This window comes from Polyangiaceae bacterium, from assembly GCA_020633205.1.
GTDB lineage: Bacteria > Myxococcota_A > Polyangia > Polyangiales > Polyangiaceae > JAHBVY01.
Map to the genome: position 1 here is coordinate 785,617 of JACKEB010000012.1, position 15,357 is coordinate 800,973.

The window sequence follows — 15,357 nt, forward strand, 5'->3', positions numbered from 1 at the left end:
GGCGGTGATGTCCCTGACCCCGAGGACGTCCAGCTGGGCGCACCTCTGCCTGAACCCGTGTGGAGATGTCTCACCCGCAGCTCCCTGCCCAAGCGGCGTCAGGCGAGGTCAGCGGTCGTGGGGAGATCCGCGGCTGTTTTTCCCGTTCTCTGCTCCCCGTGGGCCGATTGGCGGAGTACCCTTGAGGTTGGATCCGCAGAGTCGCTGAACGTTTCGCGCGATTCAGGTTCCGGAAGGGTGAGTCTCTCACCACCATCTCACTAGAGCACGATGAGCGTCGACATTCAGCCTGGGACCGTCTTGGCCGGCAAGTACCGCGTGGAGCGGCTGCTGGGTGAAGGCGGTATGGGCGTCGTCGTGGAGGCGATGCAGCTCGGGCTCAATCGCCGCGTGGCGCTCAAGTTCCTGCGTGCAGATACCCAAGGTACCTTGGGCGAGGTCGCGCAGATCCGTTTCGAGCGCGAGGCCCAAGCTGCGGCTCAGCTCCGAGGCGAGCACATCGCACAGGTCTACGATGTGGGCACGCTGGAAGGTGGCGAGCCCTTCATCGTGATGGAGTTTCTGCAGGGAGAAGATCTGGGCGATCTCTTGGAGCGCCGTGGTCACCTCCCCGTCACGGACGCGGTCGCTTACGTGCTGAGCGCCTGCGAAGCCATCGCCGAAGCCCACGCGACGGGCATCGTGCACCGCGATTTGAAGCCTGCGAATCTGTACCTTGCGAAGCGCCCCGACGGGCGGCGTCAGCTCAAGGTGCTCGATTTCGGCATCTCCAAGCTCGTGTCCGAAGTCAGCGAGACATCGGCCTCCGTGGACCTCACGGGCACGCGCGGCACCCTCGGGTCGCCGCTCTACATGTCGCCGGAGCAGCTCGAGTCGCCGCGCGACGTTGATTACCGTGCGGACATCTGGGCGCTTGGCATCATCCTGTATGAGCTCTTGGTCGGCAAGACGCCGTTTCACGGCAACACGCTGGCCATCGTCCACGCTCGCATCCTGGTCGGCCAATACGAGGCCCCCAGCAAGCTGCGCCCAGAGCTCCCGCCGGAGCTCGACGAGATCGTCGCGCGCTGCCTGCAGCACTCTGCGGACGCGCGCTTCCCCACGGTTGCTCACCTGGCGATCGCCTTGGAAGGGCTCGCGCAAGACCGCATGCACGAGATCGTGGCCTCCACGGTGCGCATCATCGCGGCCTCCAAGCTCGCGACGCCGGACTTGAACGTCGCTCCCGGCTCCAACTACCCGCCGCCTTCGACCCACGCGGAGCTGCGGGAGGCGTTGGCGAGCGCGCCGACCCACGCGCTGACACCCAGCAGCGGTGACCGCTCGACGGGCAGCGGCTACGCATCCGGGAACCTGGGCGTGCGCATCTCTCAGCCGGAGGTCGGGAGTTCTGGGGCCGCGCCCGCCACCTCAGTCGAGCCGCCGGCGATCCCCGACGGCATGCCAGAGACCATCGCAAACGGTGGGAAGTCGCCCTGGGTGCCCATGTATTCTCCCGTGGGCCAGACCCTAGGCGGCAGCGCGGTCAGTAGCTCCCGTGACGGTCGCTCGAAGCTCGGCACCACACTCGTTGCCGCTGGAGGCGTCGCGGTCCTCGGCATCGCCGCCCTGGTCTGGTTCATGACCCGACCGGTGACCGCGGAGAGCGAGCCTCAGGTCGCTGCGCCCACCCAAGAGGGACTGAGCGCTCCAGCACCACCAGACCCCACGGAAACAGCCGCAGCGATCGAGCCGACGGTTGAGCCCGCGGTCGAGCCGAGCGCCGAACCTTCCGCCGCGCCCAGCGCGAGCGCTGAGCCCCCCAAGCCCAAGGCGCCTGCGGTCAAACAGCAAAAACCGGCTACCAAATCGACCGCCAAGGCGCCTGCAACCGGGACGAGTGACGCGGACAACATGCTGAAGTATCGAAAGTGAGTTGATGCGTACCCGACTGACTCACCGCTGGCGCTCGGCCTCGTCTGTTGCAGCGGCTCTGGCCCTCGCGTTCACTCTCGGCTCTGTCTCCGCTTACGCGCAGCCCGCAGGCGCGGACGTGTTGTTCGACCAGGGGCGCGCGCTGATGGACGCCAAGCGCTACGCCGAAGCTGCTGAAAAGTTCGAAGAGAGCTACAGCCTGGATCCAGCAATCGGAACGCAGCTGAACCTCGCGGAGTGCTACGTCAACGTGGGGCGCACTGCGAGCGCGTGGACCACCTATCGCGCCGCGGCCGCAGCCTCAGCCCAAGCCGGGCAGCGAGAACGGGAGCGCTACGCGAGCGGCAAAGCCAAGGCGCTCGAGTCGAAGCTGTCTCAGGTCTCTGTTTCCGTGGGGCAGCCGGTTGAGGGCCTCGTGGTCAAGCGCAACGGGATCGATGTGCCTGCGGCGCTCTGGGGGACCCCAGTGCCAACCGATCCCGGCACCGTCACTATCGAAGCCTCAGCGCCCGGCTACGAGCCGTGGAACACGCAGATTGATCTCGGCAAGGAAGCTGACAGGCAAGAGGTCAACGTGCCCTTACTCACAGCGAAGCCGCTGCCCCCCGAGGAAGGGCCCCAGGGTCCGCCTCCGAATCCCGAGCTCGGTGGTTCACTCACCAGCGAGCCAAAAGGCGACCCGGGTGACGCTGGCGTGCTGCCGCCGCCGGACCAAGGCGGGGGCTTCAACGCCGCCGGCTGGATCACCCTGGGCGTGGGGGTGGTGGGTCTCGGCATCGGGACGTTCCTGTACTTTGACTCGCAGGCGACCATCGACGATGCGAACTGCCCGAACTCCCAGTGCGTGGTCGGGATTGGCGACAAAGATCTCCACGACTCGGGCCGCGCCGAAGAAAAGACGGCGTTCATCCTGGGTGGATTGAGCTTGGCGGTGACCGGCGTTGGCGTCTATCTGCTGCTGAGCGACGGCTCGGGAGATGAGAGCGCAAGCCTCAACCACACCAATTCCGCGTGGTACCGCGGGTTGAGCCTTGGCAGCGACGGGCGCACCACCGCGGCCAGCTGGCGCACAGCGTTCTGAGCTGCTTTGAGCCGGAATAGTCGGCACGCCCTGACCTTCGTGGCTCTTGCCTGCTGCGGGTGCGCGATGTCTCAAGAGGCGTTCGACGAGCTGGACGCGGAGGTTGCGGCGCGCAACCGCGCGCGTGCCGAGAGCGTCGGGAAGCAATTCGAGGCCCAGGGCTACCGCACGGTGCACGAGGCGCTCTATGCGCTCTTGCCGCCGGCTACCCAAGAAGCTTGCCTCGCGGAACTCATGGGCAACTCGGACACCGCGGGTCGGCGCATGCCATTGACGGTCAACCGCGCCAAAAGCGGCAGCGAACCGCCTGACCCATCCCTCGACCTGGTCGCGAACTTGAACGACGTCTGTGACTTCTTTCGCGGTCGCGCGGCTGAGCTCGATGTCGAGCGCAGCGACGGAAGCCGCGATCACCTGGTCGCCATCCGCGGCGGCCTCGCCAAAGATCCAAAGGGGCAACTGATCGAAGTCCGCACCCGGGCCCGCGTGATCAAGACGCGTGAGGTGCTCGTGAAGCGGGAGTGCAACCTGATGCCGAGCCCAGCGCCGGAGCCCCTGGAGCACCCCTCCCCGATCCGCGTCGTCTTCGCCCCGAAGCCGCTGCCCGTCGTCGAACTCACCGTCGAGCGCGAAGAGCTCGAAATGAAGTGCACAGACAATGTGTATTGAGCATCACTGGTAGAAGCCGCTGCACACGTGACAGCCATGAATACCGGCGCTGTAGGCGTCGTGCTTCGCGCAATATGTCAGGCATTCGAGGTCCGCTGGTTCGTAAAACTCCTGGAGCAACTGACTGCTGTCGAAGCAGCCTTCCGCGATGGCGCGCAACTCTCCGGCGCTCTGAAACGTTAGCGAGCGACCGATGAGCATCGGCCTCGATCCGGCGAGCGCTTTGACGAGCGCCTTCAGCGCACTCACGCGTGGATACCCCACCCACTGCATCAGAATCGCGAGCTGCGGCTCCTTCATGGAACCGCGCGGTACTGCCCATACATCGAAGCGGATCGGATCTTCCATCGAGGAAACGTCTAGTTTGTGCCCTGCCCGCGCGTGTTACTCGTCATCGTCGGCGTAGTCCTCGGGCCCAAGCGGACTGTACTCCCAAGGCACGTCCGGGGTCGGGCGCCGGGCTTTCCAGCCTCTCGGCAGGTCTGCGGCTAGTGCCGTGCCGGGATGGCGCTTCCACACCTCATCCAAGCGAACCAGCAGCGGCTCGTTGCTGCCGGGGGCATTGGGAGCCGCATGGAATTGCCAGCCCTCCTCATCATGACTGATCTCGAGTACCGGTGCACCGTTGATGACGGCGCGCGTAGTATACGAAACGAGCGCTGGGTCGTTGTCGTTCTCGAAGTCACTCATGTTGCCACCAGCTTTTTGGGGGTGAGGTGCGCTGCACAGCGAGCATGATTGCCTCAAAACGCCGTTCAGGAAAGACTGCGCGCCGGCGACGATCGCAGGAACTCACATGAAGCTAGAAGGCAAACGCATCTTCATCACCGGCGCCTCGAGTGGCCTCGGGCACGGCATGGCCCTCGAGCTGGCGCAGCGCGGAAACGATCTGGCGGTGACGGCGCGCCGGGTGGAGCGCCTGCAAGCCCTGGCGGCTGAAGTGGAAGCCCTCGGTCGCCGCTGCGTCGTGGTGCCGGCAGACGCGACAGACCAAGCGGCCAGCGCGCAGGCGTTTGCACGCGCTGTCGAGGAGCTGGGCGGGATCGACGTCGCGATCCTGAATGCTGGGGGTGGGCGTCCCACGAACATGGCCGCCGCGTCGGTGGACGACGTGATCCGGATCTCGCGCGCGAACTTCGATACGCTGGTGAACTATCTGGTGCCTGCGATGGCTCACTTGCAGGGCGCAGGAGGCGGCGTAATCGCCTACACCGGTTCGCCCGCTGGCTACTTTGGCTTGCCAAACTCCGGGCCCTACAGCGCTTCCAAGGCTTCAGGTCGCGTGCTGATCGACAGCTGCCGGATCGAGCTCGCGCCGCACAACGTGCGCTTTGTCGCGCTGTACCCTGGCTTCACGTACACCGACGGACTGGATCCCAAGCAGGTCCCAATCCGCGCCTTGATCATCGAGAAGGAGCGCGCGGTGCGCGAGATGGTCTGGGCTATCGAGCGTGAGCGCTCCCATCACCTGTTCCCGAAGCGGATCCGCTTCCTGATCGGCTTCGGACGCATGCTCCCGGAGCCCCTACGACGCAGGCTCCTCAGCGCCGCGGCAGGGCCCAAGTAGTCCCTACTTTTCCGCGCTCGCGCGAGCCACGCTGAGCCCGCAGCGCTCCGCGAAGTGTGTGACCCCGCTGAGGCGCGCCGGCGGCACGCCAGGCTCCCTGGCGTAGGCCGCGAACGCGCGCTGACCGACTGGGATGTCACCGCGGGCGCAGGCGACGAACAGCAGCGTGCGCCAGTTCTCTGCTCGGGACTTGGCGTTGTCGATGCGCTTCCTCGAAGCGGCGAGCAATCGCGGCTCCGCCAGATCGAAGCGTCCGTTTCCGTAGAGATTTCTGCCGATCAAGTACTCGGGCAGCCCGTTGTCCGGCTCCGCTTCCGCCCAGCGTCCAAGCTGGCTCGCCGCATCGATCCAGTCCCGCTGCTGATTCGAAGAGCCAATCAGGAGCGCCACCATCGCGGATCTGGCTCGCGGGTCGTTCATGTCCCGGCGCAGCTCGACGCTGCGCAACCGGTCTTCGCCAACCGTTGCTTTCAGCACCTCACCGTAGGTCTTCTTGGCGGCCTCCAGGCTGCCCTGGCTGAGCTCCAGATCGGCGAGCTCCTCGAGCCCCATGGCGCGCTGCGAGGTGCTCAGGCGCTGGTCGTCGGCGATCGCGCGGTACTGCTTGCGGGCGTCGTCGAGATCGCCCTTCGACACCGTCGCCTTGGCTTTCGCAAGGCGGGCGCCGAGGTTCTCTGGTTCAAGCGCCAAGAGCTCGCTGCAGGCCTTGAGCGAGCCGTTTGGATCGTTGCTCGCGAGCGCGCGCGCCTGTTCGAGGAGCCGATCGACGGTGTGCGGGCAATGGCGCCCAAACACCGCGGGCCGATCGAAGCGCGCCTTCGCGACGCCCATGGCGGCGGGGGGCACTTCGACCTTCTGTAGGCTCTGCAGCCAGTCTTGCTCGAGCCCCTCGAGATCCTTGCCGGTGATGGCTCGTAGGGTCTCTCCGCCGTACCAGCGCCGCAACGCTTCCTTGCCCTGTACCGTGCGGAACCATTCTACGAAGGCCCCAGCCACGGTGTACGCAGTGGACGAGTTTTCTCCGAGGAAGCCCAGATGAAAGACCCGCTCGAGGGACGGAAGCAGCTTCAGGTCGAGCATCGCCCGCGCCCACTGCTGGAGGGTCAAATCCGCGTCCTCGTCCGGCGCCGCAGCAACCGCGGTGCCCTCGATCAGGCCCGGGTTTGCGAACACACCCAGCATGCGTCCAGGCACCTTGAACGGCCCCTTGGCGTAGGCACCGCTGACCACATGCGCGAGCTCGTGACCGAGCACTGGGTGGGGATAGCCTTGCGCCTGAAGGTAGACCTCTCGACGCCACGGCTTCGCGATGTAGACGTTCATCGCGCCCATCAGCCGTTGCTTCTGCTGACCGTTGGCGAAGAAGTACGCGGTCACGCGCTCAGGTCCTGGCGCGCCAAAGAAGGCCTCGAGTTGATGGATGTGCGCATCGCAGTCGCGCGCTGTCGCGATCATCAAGCCGCGAGGTAGCGCGGCGTCGTAAGCCAAGTCGCAGCGGCCGTAGGAGTATTCACCTCCCAGCTCGTGCTTGATGTCCGCGGTCGTGTAGTAGTGGCCTAGCGTCGGTCCGCTGATCGTGATCCCCACGGAGACGAGCAGCGCGGCTGCCGCGAGCAACAGCACACCGGGGCGTCCCCGTCTCTGCCAATAGAGCTTTCCTTGGGGCCCGAGCTCGACGTGGAACGCAGCACAGCTGAGCGCCGCCAGCGTCGCGAGCGTGCCGAGGCGGTAGGTCAACAGGCCCTGGGCGTTGATCACGGTGTCGTAGATCGAACCGGAGAAATAGCCGACGAACGGGTCGTACGCGAAGACCATCGGGCTCGTCACGAAGCGCACGACGCTCACCCCGATGCTCGCGAGGGGGAGCGCGAGTGCCGCGGCCAACGTCAAGATCCGCATGGATCTGGGCTTCACCTGACTACCAGCGTGCAGGCGACGACGGATGCGGCGGCGCAAGAAGAGCCCAACCACGCCGCCCCAAGCGCCGCCTGCCAACGCGCCGAAGCCCGGTCCAAGGAGCATCAGCTCGAGATCGCTTGCGGGATCGCACCAGCCGAGACGTAAGCCGTGGAAGCTGTTCAGCAGGACGAAGCTCAGCCAGATCAGCGTCCCACTCCACAGACCGTGGCCGATCACGTCGAGCGCGCGCAAGTTCAGGCCGTCGCGCGGCCGACTGTAGGGTTCCGGTTGTTCCGCGGGGTTTGCGGCTTCAGCGCGCACCCTGGAGTTTTGCAGGCTCCTGCTCACCGCCCGCAGCCCTTCGGCGTTGGCTGCCAGCGCGGGGAGCAAGAGGCCTGCGACGACGGAAGTCTCGTAGCCCGGACCGCCGAGTAGCGGCAGAAAGCCGAGGCCCAGGCCGAGACCGCCCGCCAGTCCCACGCCGATGCACAGCGGGCGCTCGCCGCGCCACGAGCGGGTCAGCCAGCCCCGCGGGCCGGATGGTTCGCGCGCGCTGCTTGCGGGCGGTTCCGCGAGGTTACTCACTGGTCTATTGACTGTCGGGCGCGCAGCGCAGCTTGCAGTCGTCTTCGGCGAAGCCCAGGGCGCGTCGGCACTGCTCCGGCTCGAGCACTGGCTTCTCGCAAGTTGCCTTCTCCGCGCTCGCTAGCTCCTCGCACTGGGTCTTGCAGGCTTCGACCTCCGCCTTGTTTGGCTTTGGCGGTTTCTGCCCTTCCGACGGCTTGCTGCAGCCGTAGAGCGTGATCCCTAACCCCCAAACCCAAAGCCAGCGGGAGGCGCCTAGACGTGAAGCCATGTTGCGAAACACCTCAGACCGCCGGAGACCCGGTGAGGCCAGGCGGGCTCTTGTCTGGCGTGCTGGGAGTTGCTCCGCTCTCAGGGCCAACGAGCACCAGCGGGAGGACTTCGTCCAGGCGCTGGACGAAGTGGATGCGCAGATCATTGCGGATTTCCGCAGGCACCTCCTCCAGGTCGCGTTCATTGCGCGCTGGCAGGACGACCTCGCGCAGACCCGCGCGGTGTGCCGCGAGGATCTTGTCCTTGATGCCTTCCACCGGGAGGATCGACCCACGCAGCGTCAATTCGCCGGTGATCGCGACGTCGATGCGCGCCGGCGCGTTCAGGAGCAATGACACCACGGCCACGAAGATCGGCACGCCAAGGCTCGCCGCGTCTTGGGTCGCTCGAGCACGCGGCACGTGCAGGTGCAGATCGATCTTCTCGAGCCACTGGGGGTCGAGCATCAGCTTCTCCGCCTTGGAGCGCACGAAGCTGACCGCGGTGTTGGCGGACTCTTTCATCACGTCCCGCAGGTTGCCCGTGATGTGCACCTCGCCCTTGCCGCGCATCTTCGTGGCTTCGACGAACAGCAGCTCACCTCCGGCGGCGTTCAGGCCGAGGCCAGTGGCCACGCCAGGAGTGGGTTCGCGCTCCGCCAGCTCTGGGCGGTACTTGTGCACGCCAAGCACCTTCTCCACGTATTCGCTCGTAGTCTTCTGGCCCTTCACGTCTTCGCCTTCGGCGAGGCGTACGGCGATGTCCCGGCAGATCGAGGCGACCTGGCGCTCGAGGCTGCGCACCCCGGCTTCGCGGGTGTAGGCGTCGATCAAGAGCTCGATGCCTTCGCTGGTGAACTCGATCTGCTCAGCGGTCAGGCCATGTTCGCTGAGCTGCTTCGGCACCAGGAACTCGCGGGCGATGTGGATCTTGTCGCTGCGCGGGTAGCCAGGGACCTCGATCACCTCCAGGCGATCTTTGAGCGCCTCGGGGATGTCTCGCGGGTAGTTCGCGGTGGCCAGGAAGGTCACCTGGCTCAGATCGAATGGTACCTCGAGGTAATGGTCCACGAAGGTGTCGTTCTGTGCAGGGTCGAGCACCTCGAGCAAGGCAGCCGCCGGATCGCCGCGGACATCGGCGCCCATCTTGTCGACCTCATCCAGCACCAGCACGGGGTTCCTCGTGCCGACCTTCTTCAGCGCCTGGACGATGCGTCCCGGGAGCGCGCCGACGTAGGTCCGGCGGTGCCCGCGGATTTCCGCTTCGTCCCGCACGCCACCCAGGGAAATGCGACCGTAGCGCCGTCCCATGGCGCGCGCGATGCTGCGCCCCAGGCTCGTCTTACCCACGCCGGGCGGACCAACGAACAGCAAGATCGGGCCGCGCTTATCCGTGCGGAGCTGACGGATGGCGGTGTATTCGACGATGCGCTTCTTCACCCGCTCGAGGCCCCAGTGGTCCTCGTCGAGGCAACGGCGCACCGCCTTCACGTCGATGCGGTCGGGGCTCGTGCGCGACCACGGCAGATCCGCGAGCCACTCCACGTAGGTGCGGGTGACGTTGAACTCGGCGCTCTGGGGCTGCATGCCAGAGAGCCGCGACAGCTGCTTGCGCGCGGCTTTTTCCGCTTCCGGTGGCATGTTGGCGATGGCCACGCGCTCACGCAGCGCCTCGACCTCGTCGTCGTCCGCCTCACCCAGCTCTTCGCGGATGCTCTTGAGTTGCTGGCGCAGCACGTAGTCGCGCTGGCTGCGGCTCATCTCCTCTTGCACGAGCGCGGTGATCTCGCCCTTGACCTGCAGCACCTCGAGCTGGCGCTTGACCATGTCGAGCACCAGATTCATGCGCTTTTCGACGTCGAAAGCCTCGAGGATCTCCTGCCGGCGCTGGATGCTCGCGTGTTCCTCGGGGAAATTAGAAGCAATCAAGTCGGCGAGCGCGCCCGGCTCGCGCACGTTGTCGAGGATGCTTGCGGTCTCCCGCGGCAGATCCGGCATCAGCTCGAGCACCTTGCGGGTGTGCTCACGTAACGTTCGCCCCAGTTCTGTCACCTTCGCGTCGGGTGCAGGCTCTTGAATGCGCACCACGTCGGCGGTCATGTACGGCTCGAGGCCGAAGCTCTTCTCCAGCTCGAAACGCGCCAAGCCGTTGAGCACCACGCTGTAGTTCCCGGGGCCGAGGCGGATCACCTTCACCACGCGCGCCAGGGTGCCCACGCGATACAGATCCTCGAAGGTCGGCTCGACCGCGTCCGAGGACTTCTGGGTGATGACTCCGATGAGCCCGCCGTCCTGGCCGAGCTCCTCGACGAGGCGCACGCTGCGAGGCCGGCCCACGTTGATGGGCACGACGCTCATGGGGAAGAGCACGGAGTTGCGCAGCGGGAGGATCGCGACGCGCTCAGAGGGGCCAGAAGCCATATCGCCGACACTAGTCCCTGAACGGCGATCTGTCGATCAACCCGAATCCAGTGCGCGCGGAATCTCGCCGACGCTTGGTGCCTATGGTAATGCCCGACGTCGTGAAGTCCCTGCGATCGCTCATGCTAAGTGCCGTTCTTGGCACCCTCGCCTCCGCCACGGTGGGTTGCGGTGGACCCGCTCCCGCCAAGGGCCCGCGAGACGTCCTGACGCAGTACGCCGTCGCCCTGGACGAGGGTCGAGTCGAGGACGCATACGGATTGCTCAGCGATGAGGCGAAGAAGACGCTTCCGTTCGACGCCTTCCAGCGCATGGTCAAGGAGAACCCAGACGAGGTGAAGCAGGTGTCTCAGAGCCTGCTTCGGCCCTCCGGGCCGCCCCGCGTCACGGCGACGGTGACCTCGCCGAACGGTGACTCCCTGCTCCTGGTTTATGAAGACGGCGCCTGGCACGTCGACGGCTCGGCGATCGATCTGTACAGCCAGGCGAACCCGAAGGCGGCGTTGATGGCCTTCGTGCGCGCCTTCGAGAACAAGCGCTGGGACATCCTGATGCGCTTCGTCCCCGAGAGCGAGGCGGAAGGCCTCTCCGCGAAGAAGCTCGAGACCTACTGGACCGGAGAGCAGAAGGAAGAGCTCGAGAACCTGACTCGCGCCATCAAGGCGGCGTTACCGACGGCCAAGCTCGAGGTGATCGGCGACCACGCCACCATGCCCTATGGCGGCAGCGGCACCGTGGAGCTCCTGCTCGAAGACGGCCGCTGGAAGATCCAGGAGTTCAAATGAGCACCGAACTCGCGACCCTTGGCCGGCGCGCTGTGGTCGAGCGTACCACGCGTGAGACTTCAATCCGCGTGGAAATCAACTTGGACGGCTCGGGGCAATCGAAGATCGACACCCCCCTGCCCTTCCTCAGCCACATGCTCGATCAGATCGCGCGCCACGGCTTGTTCGACCTCACGGTGGACGCCAAGGGCGACATCGAAATCGACGGCCACCACACGACGGAAGACGTGGGCATCGTGCTCGGCCAGGCCGTGCGGGAAGCTCTGGGCGATCGCGCAGGGATCCGCCGCTACGGCTGGGCCACGCTGCCCATGGACGAGGCGCTGGTCACCGCCGCGCTCGACCTCTCGGGGCGCGCCTACCTGGTGTGGCGCGTTCCCCTCCCCAAGGCCAAGCTCGGCACCTGGGACACCGAGCTCGCAGAAGTCTTCTTCGACGCCTTTGCCCGCACCGCCCAGTGCAACCTGCACCTGAAGCTGCTCGAGGGCGAGAACCTCCACCACATCGTGGAAATCACCTTCAAGGCTTTCTCCAAGGCGTTGCGCATGGCGACCGAGAAGGATCCGCGAGTAAGCGGCGTGCCGAGCACCAAGGGCAGCCTGGACTAGCTTTCGCGTTTTTGTTCCCCTGGGGAAACGTTGCTCTCCCAGCTGAGGTCCCTGGTGTTGGGGGTGAGGGAGCGCCTCCCGTCACCGTGCAAGTCGCTGGGCTGAGCCAGGAGCCAGCCTTTGCAGGTGGCCGTTTGTACCCGGGCGCGATATCCTCAATGCAATGAGCCTGGCGCCAAAAATGGCGACATACGCCGACCTCCTCGCTCTCGGGGAAGACGTGCGGGCTGAGGTCCTTGCAGGCGAGGTACATGTCGCGCCCGCGCCGTTGCCCAGGCACTCGCGCGCCCAGGGGGCGCTGCGGCGCTTCATCGGCGGGCCGTACGACGACGACGACGGTTTTGGTGGCCCAGGCGGTTGGTGGATCCTGCTCGAAGTCGATGTCGAACTCTCGGCACACGACATCGTCCGACCGGATTTGGCCGGCTGGCGCCGACAGCGACTTCCAAGCCCTTGGGATACACGCCCGCTCAAGGTCGCTCCCGACTGGATCTGCGAGGTGCTGTCGCCGTCCAACGCCGCAACCGACCGCGTCTACAAACGAAACCTCTACGCCAAGGTGGGCGTGCCCCACTTTTGGATGCTCGACCCGACCGCGCGCACCCTGGAGACGTTGCGACTCCAAGACGGCGTGTGGGTCGACTCGGGGAGCTACGACGACTCAGCGGTCGTGCGTGTGCCGCCATTCGAAGAGGTCGAGCTCGCAGTGGCGCGGCTGTTTCCGCCCTCACAAGGGTAAGCCGTGGAGTGGGGGCTACCTATTTCCCTGGGGAGTTGCCAGCGCGTCAACATTGTGGTGCTGGAGGACCCGGGCTTTCCAGTCCGCGTCCCGTAGGGAGACGATCTCGGCGACCCTGCCGGACTCGACTAGCACGAGCTCTCCCCATCCGCCGAAGCGCGTCGCAAGGCCACGGAGCCAATCCGGTAGATCGTCGATATCCACCACCCGAAGCGGGAGTGGGACGCCGAGCGTTGGTAGCTCTGCGGTGAACGTCTCAAGGGCGCGTACGGACGGCCCGCTCCAACCCGCGAGAACGAACACGATACCTCGATCGATCTGCTCCGGTTGATCGCTGCAGCGCACGACCGTGCCGGGCGGACTCGCGGCGAACCGTTGGATGAGGTCGCCTACAAGGTCCTTTGAACACGAGATTAACGGCATGCGCTCAGGCCCATCTCGCAGCTGCTCGGCGCGATCAGTCAACACTTCCCACGTTGCGGTGGCGTGCGCCACGCAGTATTCAAGCCCCGGTTCCCGTTGAGAAGCGACAATGACTGACGTGGTGATCGTAGACGCTGGGCTCGGCAATTTGCGCTCGGTGGAGAAGTCGGTGGTGCGCGCGGCCGCGGAGTGCGGCAAGCCGGATCTCCACGTGCAGCACAGCGCCGATCCGGAGCTGATCCGCAAGGCCGCGCGCATCGTCGTGCCGGGGCAAGGTGGCTTTCGGGACTGTGCCACGGTGTTCGCGGGTGAAATCGGCGAGGCGGTGCGCGAACAGCTCAAGCGCGGTACGCCCTACTTCGGCATTTGTCTTGGCTTGCAGGTGCTGTTCGAGAGCAGTGAGGAGGCCCCCGGCGCCGGCCTTGGCTGGTTCGAAGGCCATGTGGCGCGGCTCCAAGGCGCGCCCGCGACTGACGACAGCGCTGCGATCAAGGTGCCGCACATGGGCTGGAACCAGCTGCAGATCCCTGGGGAAGTGCACCCGTATCTCGCCAAGGCTGGCGGCGCCGGGAGTTGGTTCTACTTCGTGCACTCTTTCCACGCGGTACCGAAAGACAGCGGCTTGGTGGCGGCCCAAGTCGACTATGGCCCGAACCACGTGACCGCGGCGGTCGCCAAAGATCACGTGTTTGCGACGCAGTTTCACCCTGAAAAGAGCCAAGCCGCGGGCCTGCAGCTGCTAGAAGCCTTCCTGGCTGCTTGAGGCGACCTCGAGCCGTCTTCAGCCGCCGCACCTTGCTTCACCGCACCTTTCTTCGCCGCACCTCCCCCCCAAAAACCGAAGAGCTCTAAGCATGTTCGAAGTCATTCCCGCCATTGATCTCCTGGAAGGCAAAGCCGTCCGGCTACTTCAAGGGCGCTACGATCAGGTCACGGCGTACGAGACGGATCCCGCGGAGCTCGCGGCGACTTGGCGCGGACAGGTGCCGCGCCTGCACGTTGTGGATTTGGAAGGCGCCAAGGCCGGACAGGCGGTGCAGAAGGACTTGGTGCGCCGGGTGGTCGACGCCTTCGGTCCAGGCGTCCAAGTTGGTGGCGGTGTCCGGAGCCTCGCGGCGGCGGAGAGCTACCTCGAGCTCGGTGTGGATCGCGTCGTCGTCGGCACGCTAGCCATCCGTGAACCTGAGACCTTCAAGGCGCTGGTGCTGAAGCACCCAAACCGGGTGGTGGTTGCGTTGGACGCCAAGGGCGGACGCGTTGCGACCGACGGTTGGCTCGACGTCTCGGAGAAGCTCGCCGTCGACGTGGCGAAGGAGCTGTCCGTGTTGCCTGTCGCGGCGGTGCTCTACACCGACATCGACAAGGACGGCACCGAGCGCGGCCCCAACTTCGCGGAGACGGCGCGCCTGGCGCGTGACGGCGGGTTGCCCGTGATCGCTAGTGGCGGCGTTGGGACCCTCGACCACATCCGTGAGCTGACCAAGAGCGCCGCGGACGGAGTGCTTGGGGCGATCGTTGGCAAGGCACTCCATGAAGGGCGCTTCACCCTCAGCGAAGCGGTGGCGGCGTCCAAGGGCTGAACGCGACGCGCGCAACGCCTACCGTCCATTGCCGCAGGGTAATAGCGTGCTACTCGTCCGGATCCAGGTCCAGCAGCTTGTGTCCTTCAAAAACGGTGAGCACCACGATTTCGTCGGGAATCACCCGATATACGATTCGATAGGTGCGCACCAAGACCTCGCGGATGTCGTCCCTACCGATCTCCGGAACGATACGCCCGGCGCTAGGCAATTTACTTGCAGCGTTGGCCCGCTCGCGGAGCCGCTCGACCCAAGAGCGTGCGGCGTCTGGGTTGTCGTGCGCGATGTAGTCGCCAATTGTGATCAGATCCGCGACAGCCCGTTCCGTCCACCGAATCATCGCGGCTTGACGGCACCAAAGCGAGCGTCGAGCAGACCGGTCAGTTCGTCGTCGCTGACGACTCGCCCGGCTGCCTGATCTTCCAGGCCCTCCTGGACGGCGGCTACGAAGCGAGCCTGCGCGGTGAGGCGGTCGAACTCTTCCGGCGATAGCAGTACCGCCGCTGCCTTCCCGTTTTGGGTCACCACGAGCGGTCGACGACGCCCTCTCAGCGCTCGGATCTGCTCAGAAAGGTGCGCCTTGAGTTCGCCGATGGGGAGAATGTCCTCAGCTACCTGAAGCGCTTCTGGGCCATTTTTGGGCCGGTACACGGGTCTGAATTTAGACCGAACATGCGGACTCAGCAAGCCAGAAATGACCGTGCGACGGCCTCAAAGAAGCCGTGTTGCCGCAGGGCAATGTCTGCGAGTCTTGGCGCCCAAGGCGTTGAAACACCGCTTTGTGTCGCCGTCGACCCGCCGCGCGGCGAGAACTCCGCCCCGACCGCGCGGCGGG

Annotated in this window: 17 protein-coding genes; 9 read left to right on the forward strand and 8 right to left on the reverse strand. The window is 65.7% G+C overall.

The annotated features are described in order from the left end of the window. Window positions 1-270: 270 nt before the first annotated feature. The 3 genes from H6718_15485 to H6718_15495 all read left to right on the forward strand — a co-directional run bounded on the left by H6718_15485 (window position 271) and on the right by H6718_15495 (window position 3,664). Window positions 271-1,914 carry a protein kinase gene (locus H6718_15485; protein ID MCB9586801.1) on the forward strand — a complete coding sequence of 548 codons (1,644 nt, stop codon included), beginning with the start codon at window positions 271-273 and terminating at the stop codon, window positions 1,912-1,914. Window positions 1,915-1,918: 4 nt separating this feature from the next. Beyond that, window positions 1,919-2,995 (forward strand): tetratricopeptide repeat protein, encoded by a 1,077-nt coding sequence (locus H6718_15490; GenBank protein MCB9586802.1) that lies wholly within the window; start codon window positions 1,919-1,921, stop codon window positions 2,993-2,995. A 66-nt stretch (window positions 2,996-3,061) separates the two neighbouring features. Further along, complete coding sequence (locus H6718_15495; GenBank protein ID MCB9586803.1) at window positions 3,062-3,664, forward strand: hypothetical protein; 603 nt, start codon at window positions 3,062-3,064, stop codon at window positions 3,662-3,664. A 3-nt stretch (window positions 3,665-3,667) separates the two neighbouring features. On the opposite strand, the gene H6718_15500 is transcribed toward H6718_15495, so the two are convergent. Next, window positions 3,668-4,012, reverse strand: coding sequence for a hypothetical protein (locus H6718_15500; protein ID MCB9586804.1), 345 nt, complete (start codon window positions 4,010-4,012; stop codon window positions 3,668-3,670). Window positions 4,013-4,048: 36 nt separating this feature from the next. Further along, window positions 4,049-4,354, reverse strand: coding sequence for a hypothetical protein (locus tag H6718_15505; protein MCB9586805.1), 306 nt, complete (start codon window positions 4,352-4,354; stop codon window positions 4,049-4,051). A gap of 106 nt (window positions 4,355-4,460) precedes the next feature. Here H6718_15505 and H6718_15510 point away from each other — a divergent pair, with 106 nt between their 5' ends. Next, window positions 4,461-5,231, forward strand: a complete 771-nt coding sequence (locus tag H6718_15510) for an SDR family NAD(P)-dependent oxidoreductase (protein ID MCB9586806.1) — start codon at window positions 4,461-4,463, stop codon at window positions 5,229-5,231. 3 nt (window positions 5,232-5,234) lie between these two features. Here the strand turns inward: H6718_15510 and H6718_15515 are convergent, their stop codons facing one another. Genes H6718_15515 through lon form a run of 3 tightly spaced genes read right to left on the reverse strand, consistent with a single transcriptional unit; the run spans window position 5,235 to window position 10,387 of the window. Next, window positions 5,235-7,715, reverse strand: coding sequence for a hypothetical protein (locus H6718_15515; GenBank protein MCB9586807.1), 2,481 nt, complete (start codon window positions 7,713-7,715; stop codon window positions 5,235-5,237). A 4-nt stretch (window positions 7,716-7,719) separates the two neighbouring features. Beyond that, entirely contained in the window at window positions 7,720-7,986 is a 267-nt protein-coding gene (locus H6718_15520) for a hypothetical protein (protein ID MCB9586808.1), read from the reverse strand. 13 nt (window positions 7,987-7,999) lie between these two features. After that, window positions 8,000-10,387, reverse strand: coding sequence for an endopeptidase La (gene lon, locus H6718_15525; GenBank protein ID MCB9586809.1), 2,388 nt, complete (start codon window positions 10,385-10,387; stop codon window positions 8,000-8,002). 101 nt (window positions 10,388-10,488) lie between these two features. Between lon and H6718_15530 the strand changes: the two genes are divergently transcribed. From H6718_15530 to H6718_15540, 3 genes are all read left to right on the forward strand, one after another. Then, complete coding sequence (locus H6718_15530; protein MCB9586810.1) at window positions 10,489-11,172, forward strand: hypothetical protein; 684 nt, start codon at window positions 10,489-10,491, stop codon at window positions 11,170-11,172. After that, window positions 11,169-11,780 carry an imidazoleglycerol-phosphate dehydratase HisB gene (gene hisB, locus H6718_15535; GenBank protein MCB9586811.1) on the forward strand — a complete coding sequence of 204 codons (612 nt, stop codon included), beginning with the start codon at window positions 11,169-11,171 and terminating at the stop codon, window positions 11,778-11,780. Before H6718_15530 ends, hisB begins: the two co-directional genes overlap by 4 nt. A gap of 181 nt (window positions 11,781-11,961) precedes the next feature. After that, a complete protein-coding gene (locus H6718_15540) occupies window positions 11,962-12,519 on the forward strand; it encodes a Uma2 family endonuclease (protein ID MCB9586812.1) in 558 nt (185 codons plus the stop codon). Window positions 12,520-12,534: 15 nt separating this feature from the next. On the opposite strand, the gene H6718_15545 is transcribed toward H6718_15540, so the two are convergent. Next, on the reverse strand, window positions 12,535-12,942 hold the full coding sequence (locus H6718_15545; protein MCB9586813.1) for a hypothetical protein: 408 nt from the start codon (window positions 12,940-12,942) through the stop codon (window positions 12,535-12,537). 109 nt (window positions 12,943-13,051) lie between these two features. On the opposite strand from H6718_15545, the gene hisH reads away from it, so the two are divergent. Both hisH and hisA read left to right on the forward strand, forming a co-directional pair. Then, window positions 13,052-13,705 carry an imidazole glycerol phosphate synthase subunit HisH gene (gene hisH / locus H6718_15550; GenBank protein ID MCB9586814.1) on the forward strand — a complete coding sequence of 218 codons (654 nt, stop codon included), beginning with the start codon at window positions 13,052-13,054 and terminating at the stop codon, window positions 13,703-13,705. Window positions 13,706-13,796: 91 nt separating this feature from the next. After that, window positions 13,797-14,522, forward strand: coding sequence for a 1-(5-phosphoribosyl)-5-[(5-phosphoribosylamino)methylideneamino]imidazole-4-carboxamide isomerase (gene hisA / locus H6718_15555; protein ID MCB9586815.1), 726 nt, complete (start codon window positions 13,797-13,799; stop codon window positions 14,520-14,522). Window positions 14,523-14,571: 49 nt separating this feature from the next. Here hisA and H6718_15560 read toward each other — a convergent pair whose 3' ends face one another. Together H6718_15560 and H6718_15565 are read right to left on the reverse strand one after the other, a co-directional pair. Next, on the reverse strand, window positions 14,572-14,862 hold the full coding sequence (locus H6718_15560) for a type II toxin-antitoxin system RelE/ParE family toxin (protein MCB9586816.1): 291 nt from the start codon (window positions 14,860-14,862) through the stop codon (window positions 14,572-14,574). Continuing rightward, complete coding sequence (locus H6718_15565) at window positions 14,859-15,173, reverse strand: type II toxin-antitoxin system Phd/YefM family antitoxin (protein MCB9586817.1); 315 nt, start codon at window positions 15,171-15,173, stop codon at window positions 14,859-14,861. The genes H6718_15560 and H6718_15565 overlap by 4 nt, the downstream gene beginning before the upstream one ends. Window positions 15,174-15,357 lie beyond the last annotated feature (184 nt).

What these genes read in the sequence shown, in the direction of transcription:
- H6718_15485 (MCB9586801.1), top strand. Translation starts at nt 271, where the DNA reads ATGAGCGTCGACATTCAGCCTGGGACCGTCTTGGCCGGCAAGTACCGC.
- H6718_15490 (MCB9586802.1), top strand. Translation starts at nt 1,919, where the DNA reads ATGCGTACCCGACTGACTCACCGCTGGCGCTCGGCCTCGTCTGTTGCA.
- H6718_15495 (MCB9586803.1), top strand. Translation starts at nt 3,062, where the DNA reads ATGTCTCAAGAGGCGTTCGACGAGCTGGACGCGGAGGTTGCGGCGCGC.
- H6718_15500 (MCB9586804.1), bottom strand. Translation starts at nt 4,012, where the DNA reads ATGGAAGATCCGATCCGCTTCGATGTATGGGCAGTACCGCGCGGTTCC.
- H6718_15505 (MCB9586805.1), bottom strand. Translation starts at nt 4,354, where the DNA reads ATGAGTGACTTCGAGAACGACAACGACCCAGCGCTCGTTTCGTATACT.
- H6718_15510 (MCB9586806.1), top strand. Translation starts at nt 4,461, where the DNA reads ATGAAGCTAGAAGGCAAACGCATCTTCATCACCGGCGCCTCGAGTGGC.
- H6718_15520 (MCB9586808.1), bottom strand. Translation starts at nt 7,986, where the DNA reads ATGGCTTCACGTCTAGGCGCCTCCCGCTGGCTTTGGGTTTGGGGGTTA.
- lon (MCB9586809.1), bottom strand. Translation starts at nt 10,387, where the DNA reads ATGGCTTCTGGCCCCTCTGAGCGCGTCGCGATCCTCCCGCTGCGCAAC.
- hisB (MCB9586811.1), top strand. Translation starts at nt 11,169, where the DNA reads ATGAGCACCGAACTCGCGACCCTTGGCCGGCGCGCTGTGGTCGAGCGT.
- H6718_15540 (MCB9586812.1), top strand. Translation starts at nt 11,962, where the DNA reads ATGGCGACATACGCCGACCTCCTCGCTCTCGGGGAAGACGTGCGGGCT.
- H6718_15545 (MCB9586813.1), bottom strand. Translation starts at nt 12,942, where the DNA reads ATGCCGTTAATCTCGTGTTCAAAGGACCTTGTAGGCGACCTCATCCAA.
- hisH (MCB9586814.1), top strand. Translation starts at nt 13,052, where the DNA reads ATGACTGACGTGGTGATCGTAGACGCTGGGCTCGGCAATTTGCGCTCG.
- hisA (MCB9586815.1), top strand. Translation starts at nt 13,797, where the DNA reads ATGTTCGAAGTCATTCCCGCCATTGATCTCCTGGAAGGCAAAGCCGTC.
- H6718_15560 (MCB9586816.1), bottom strand. Translation starts at nt 14,862, where the DNA reads ATGATTCGGTGGACGGAACGGGCTGTCGCGGATCTGATCACAATTGGC.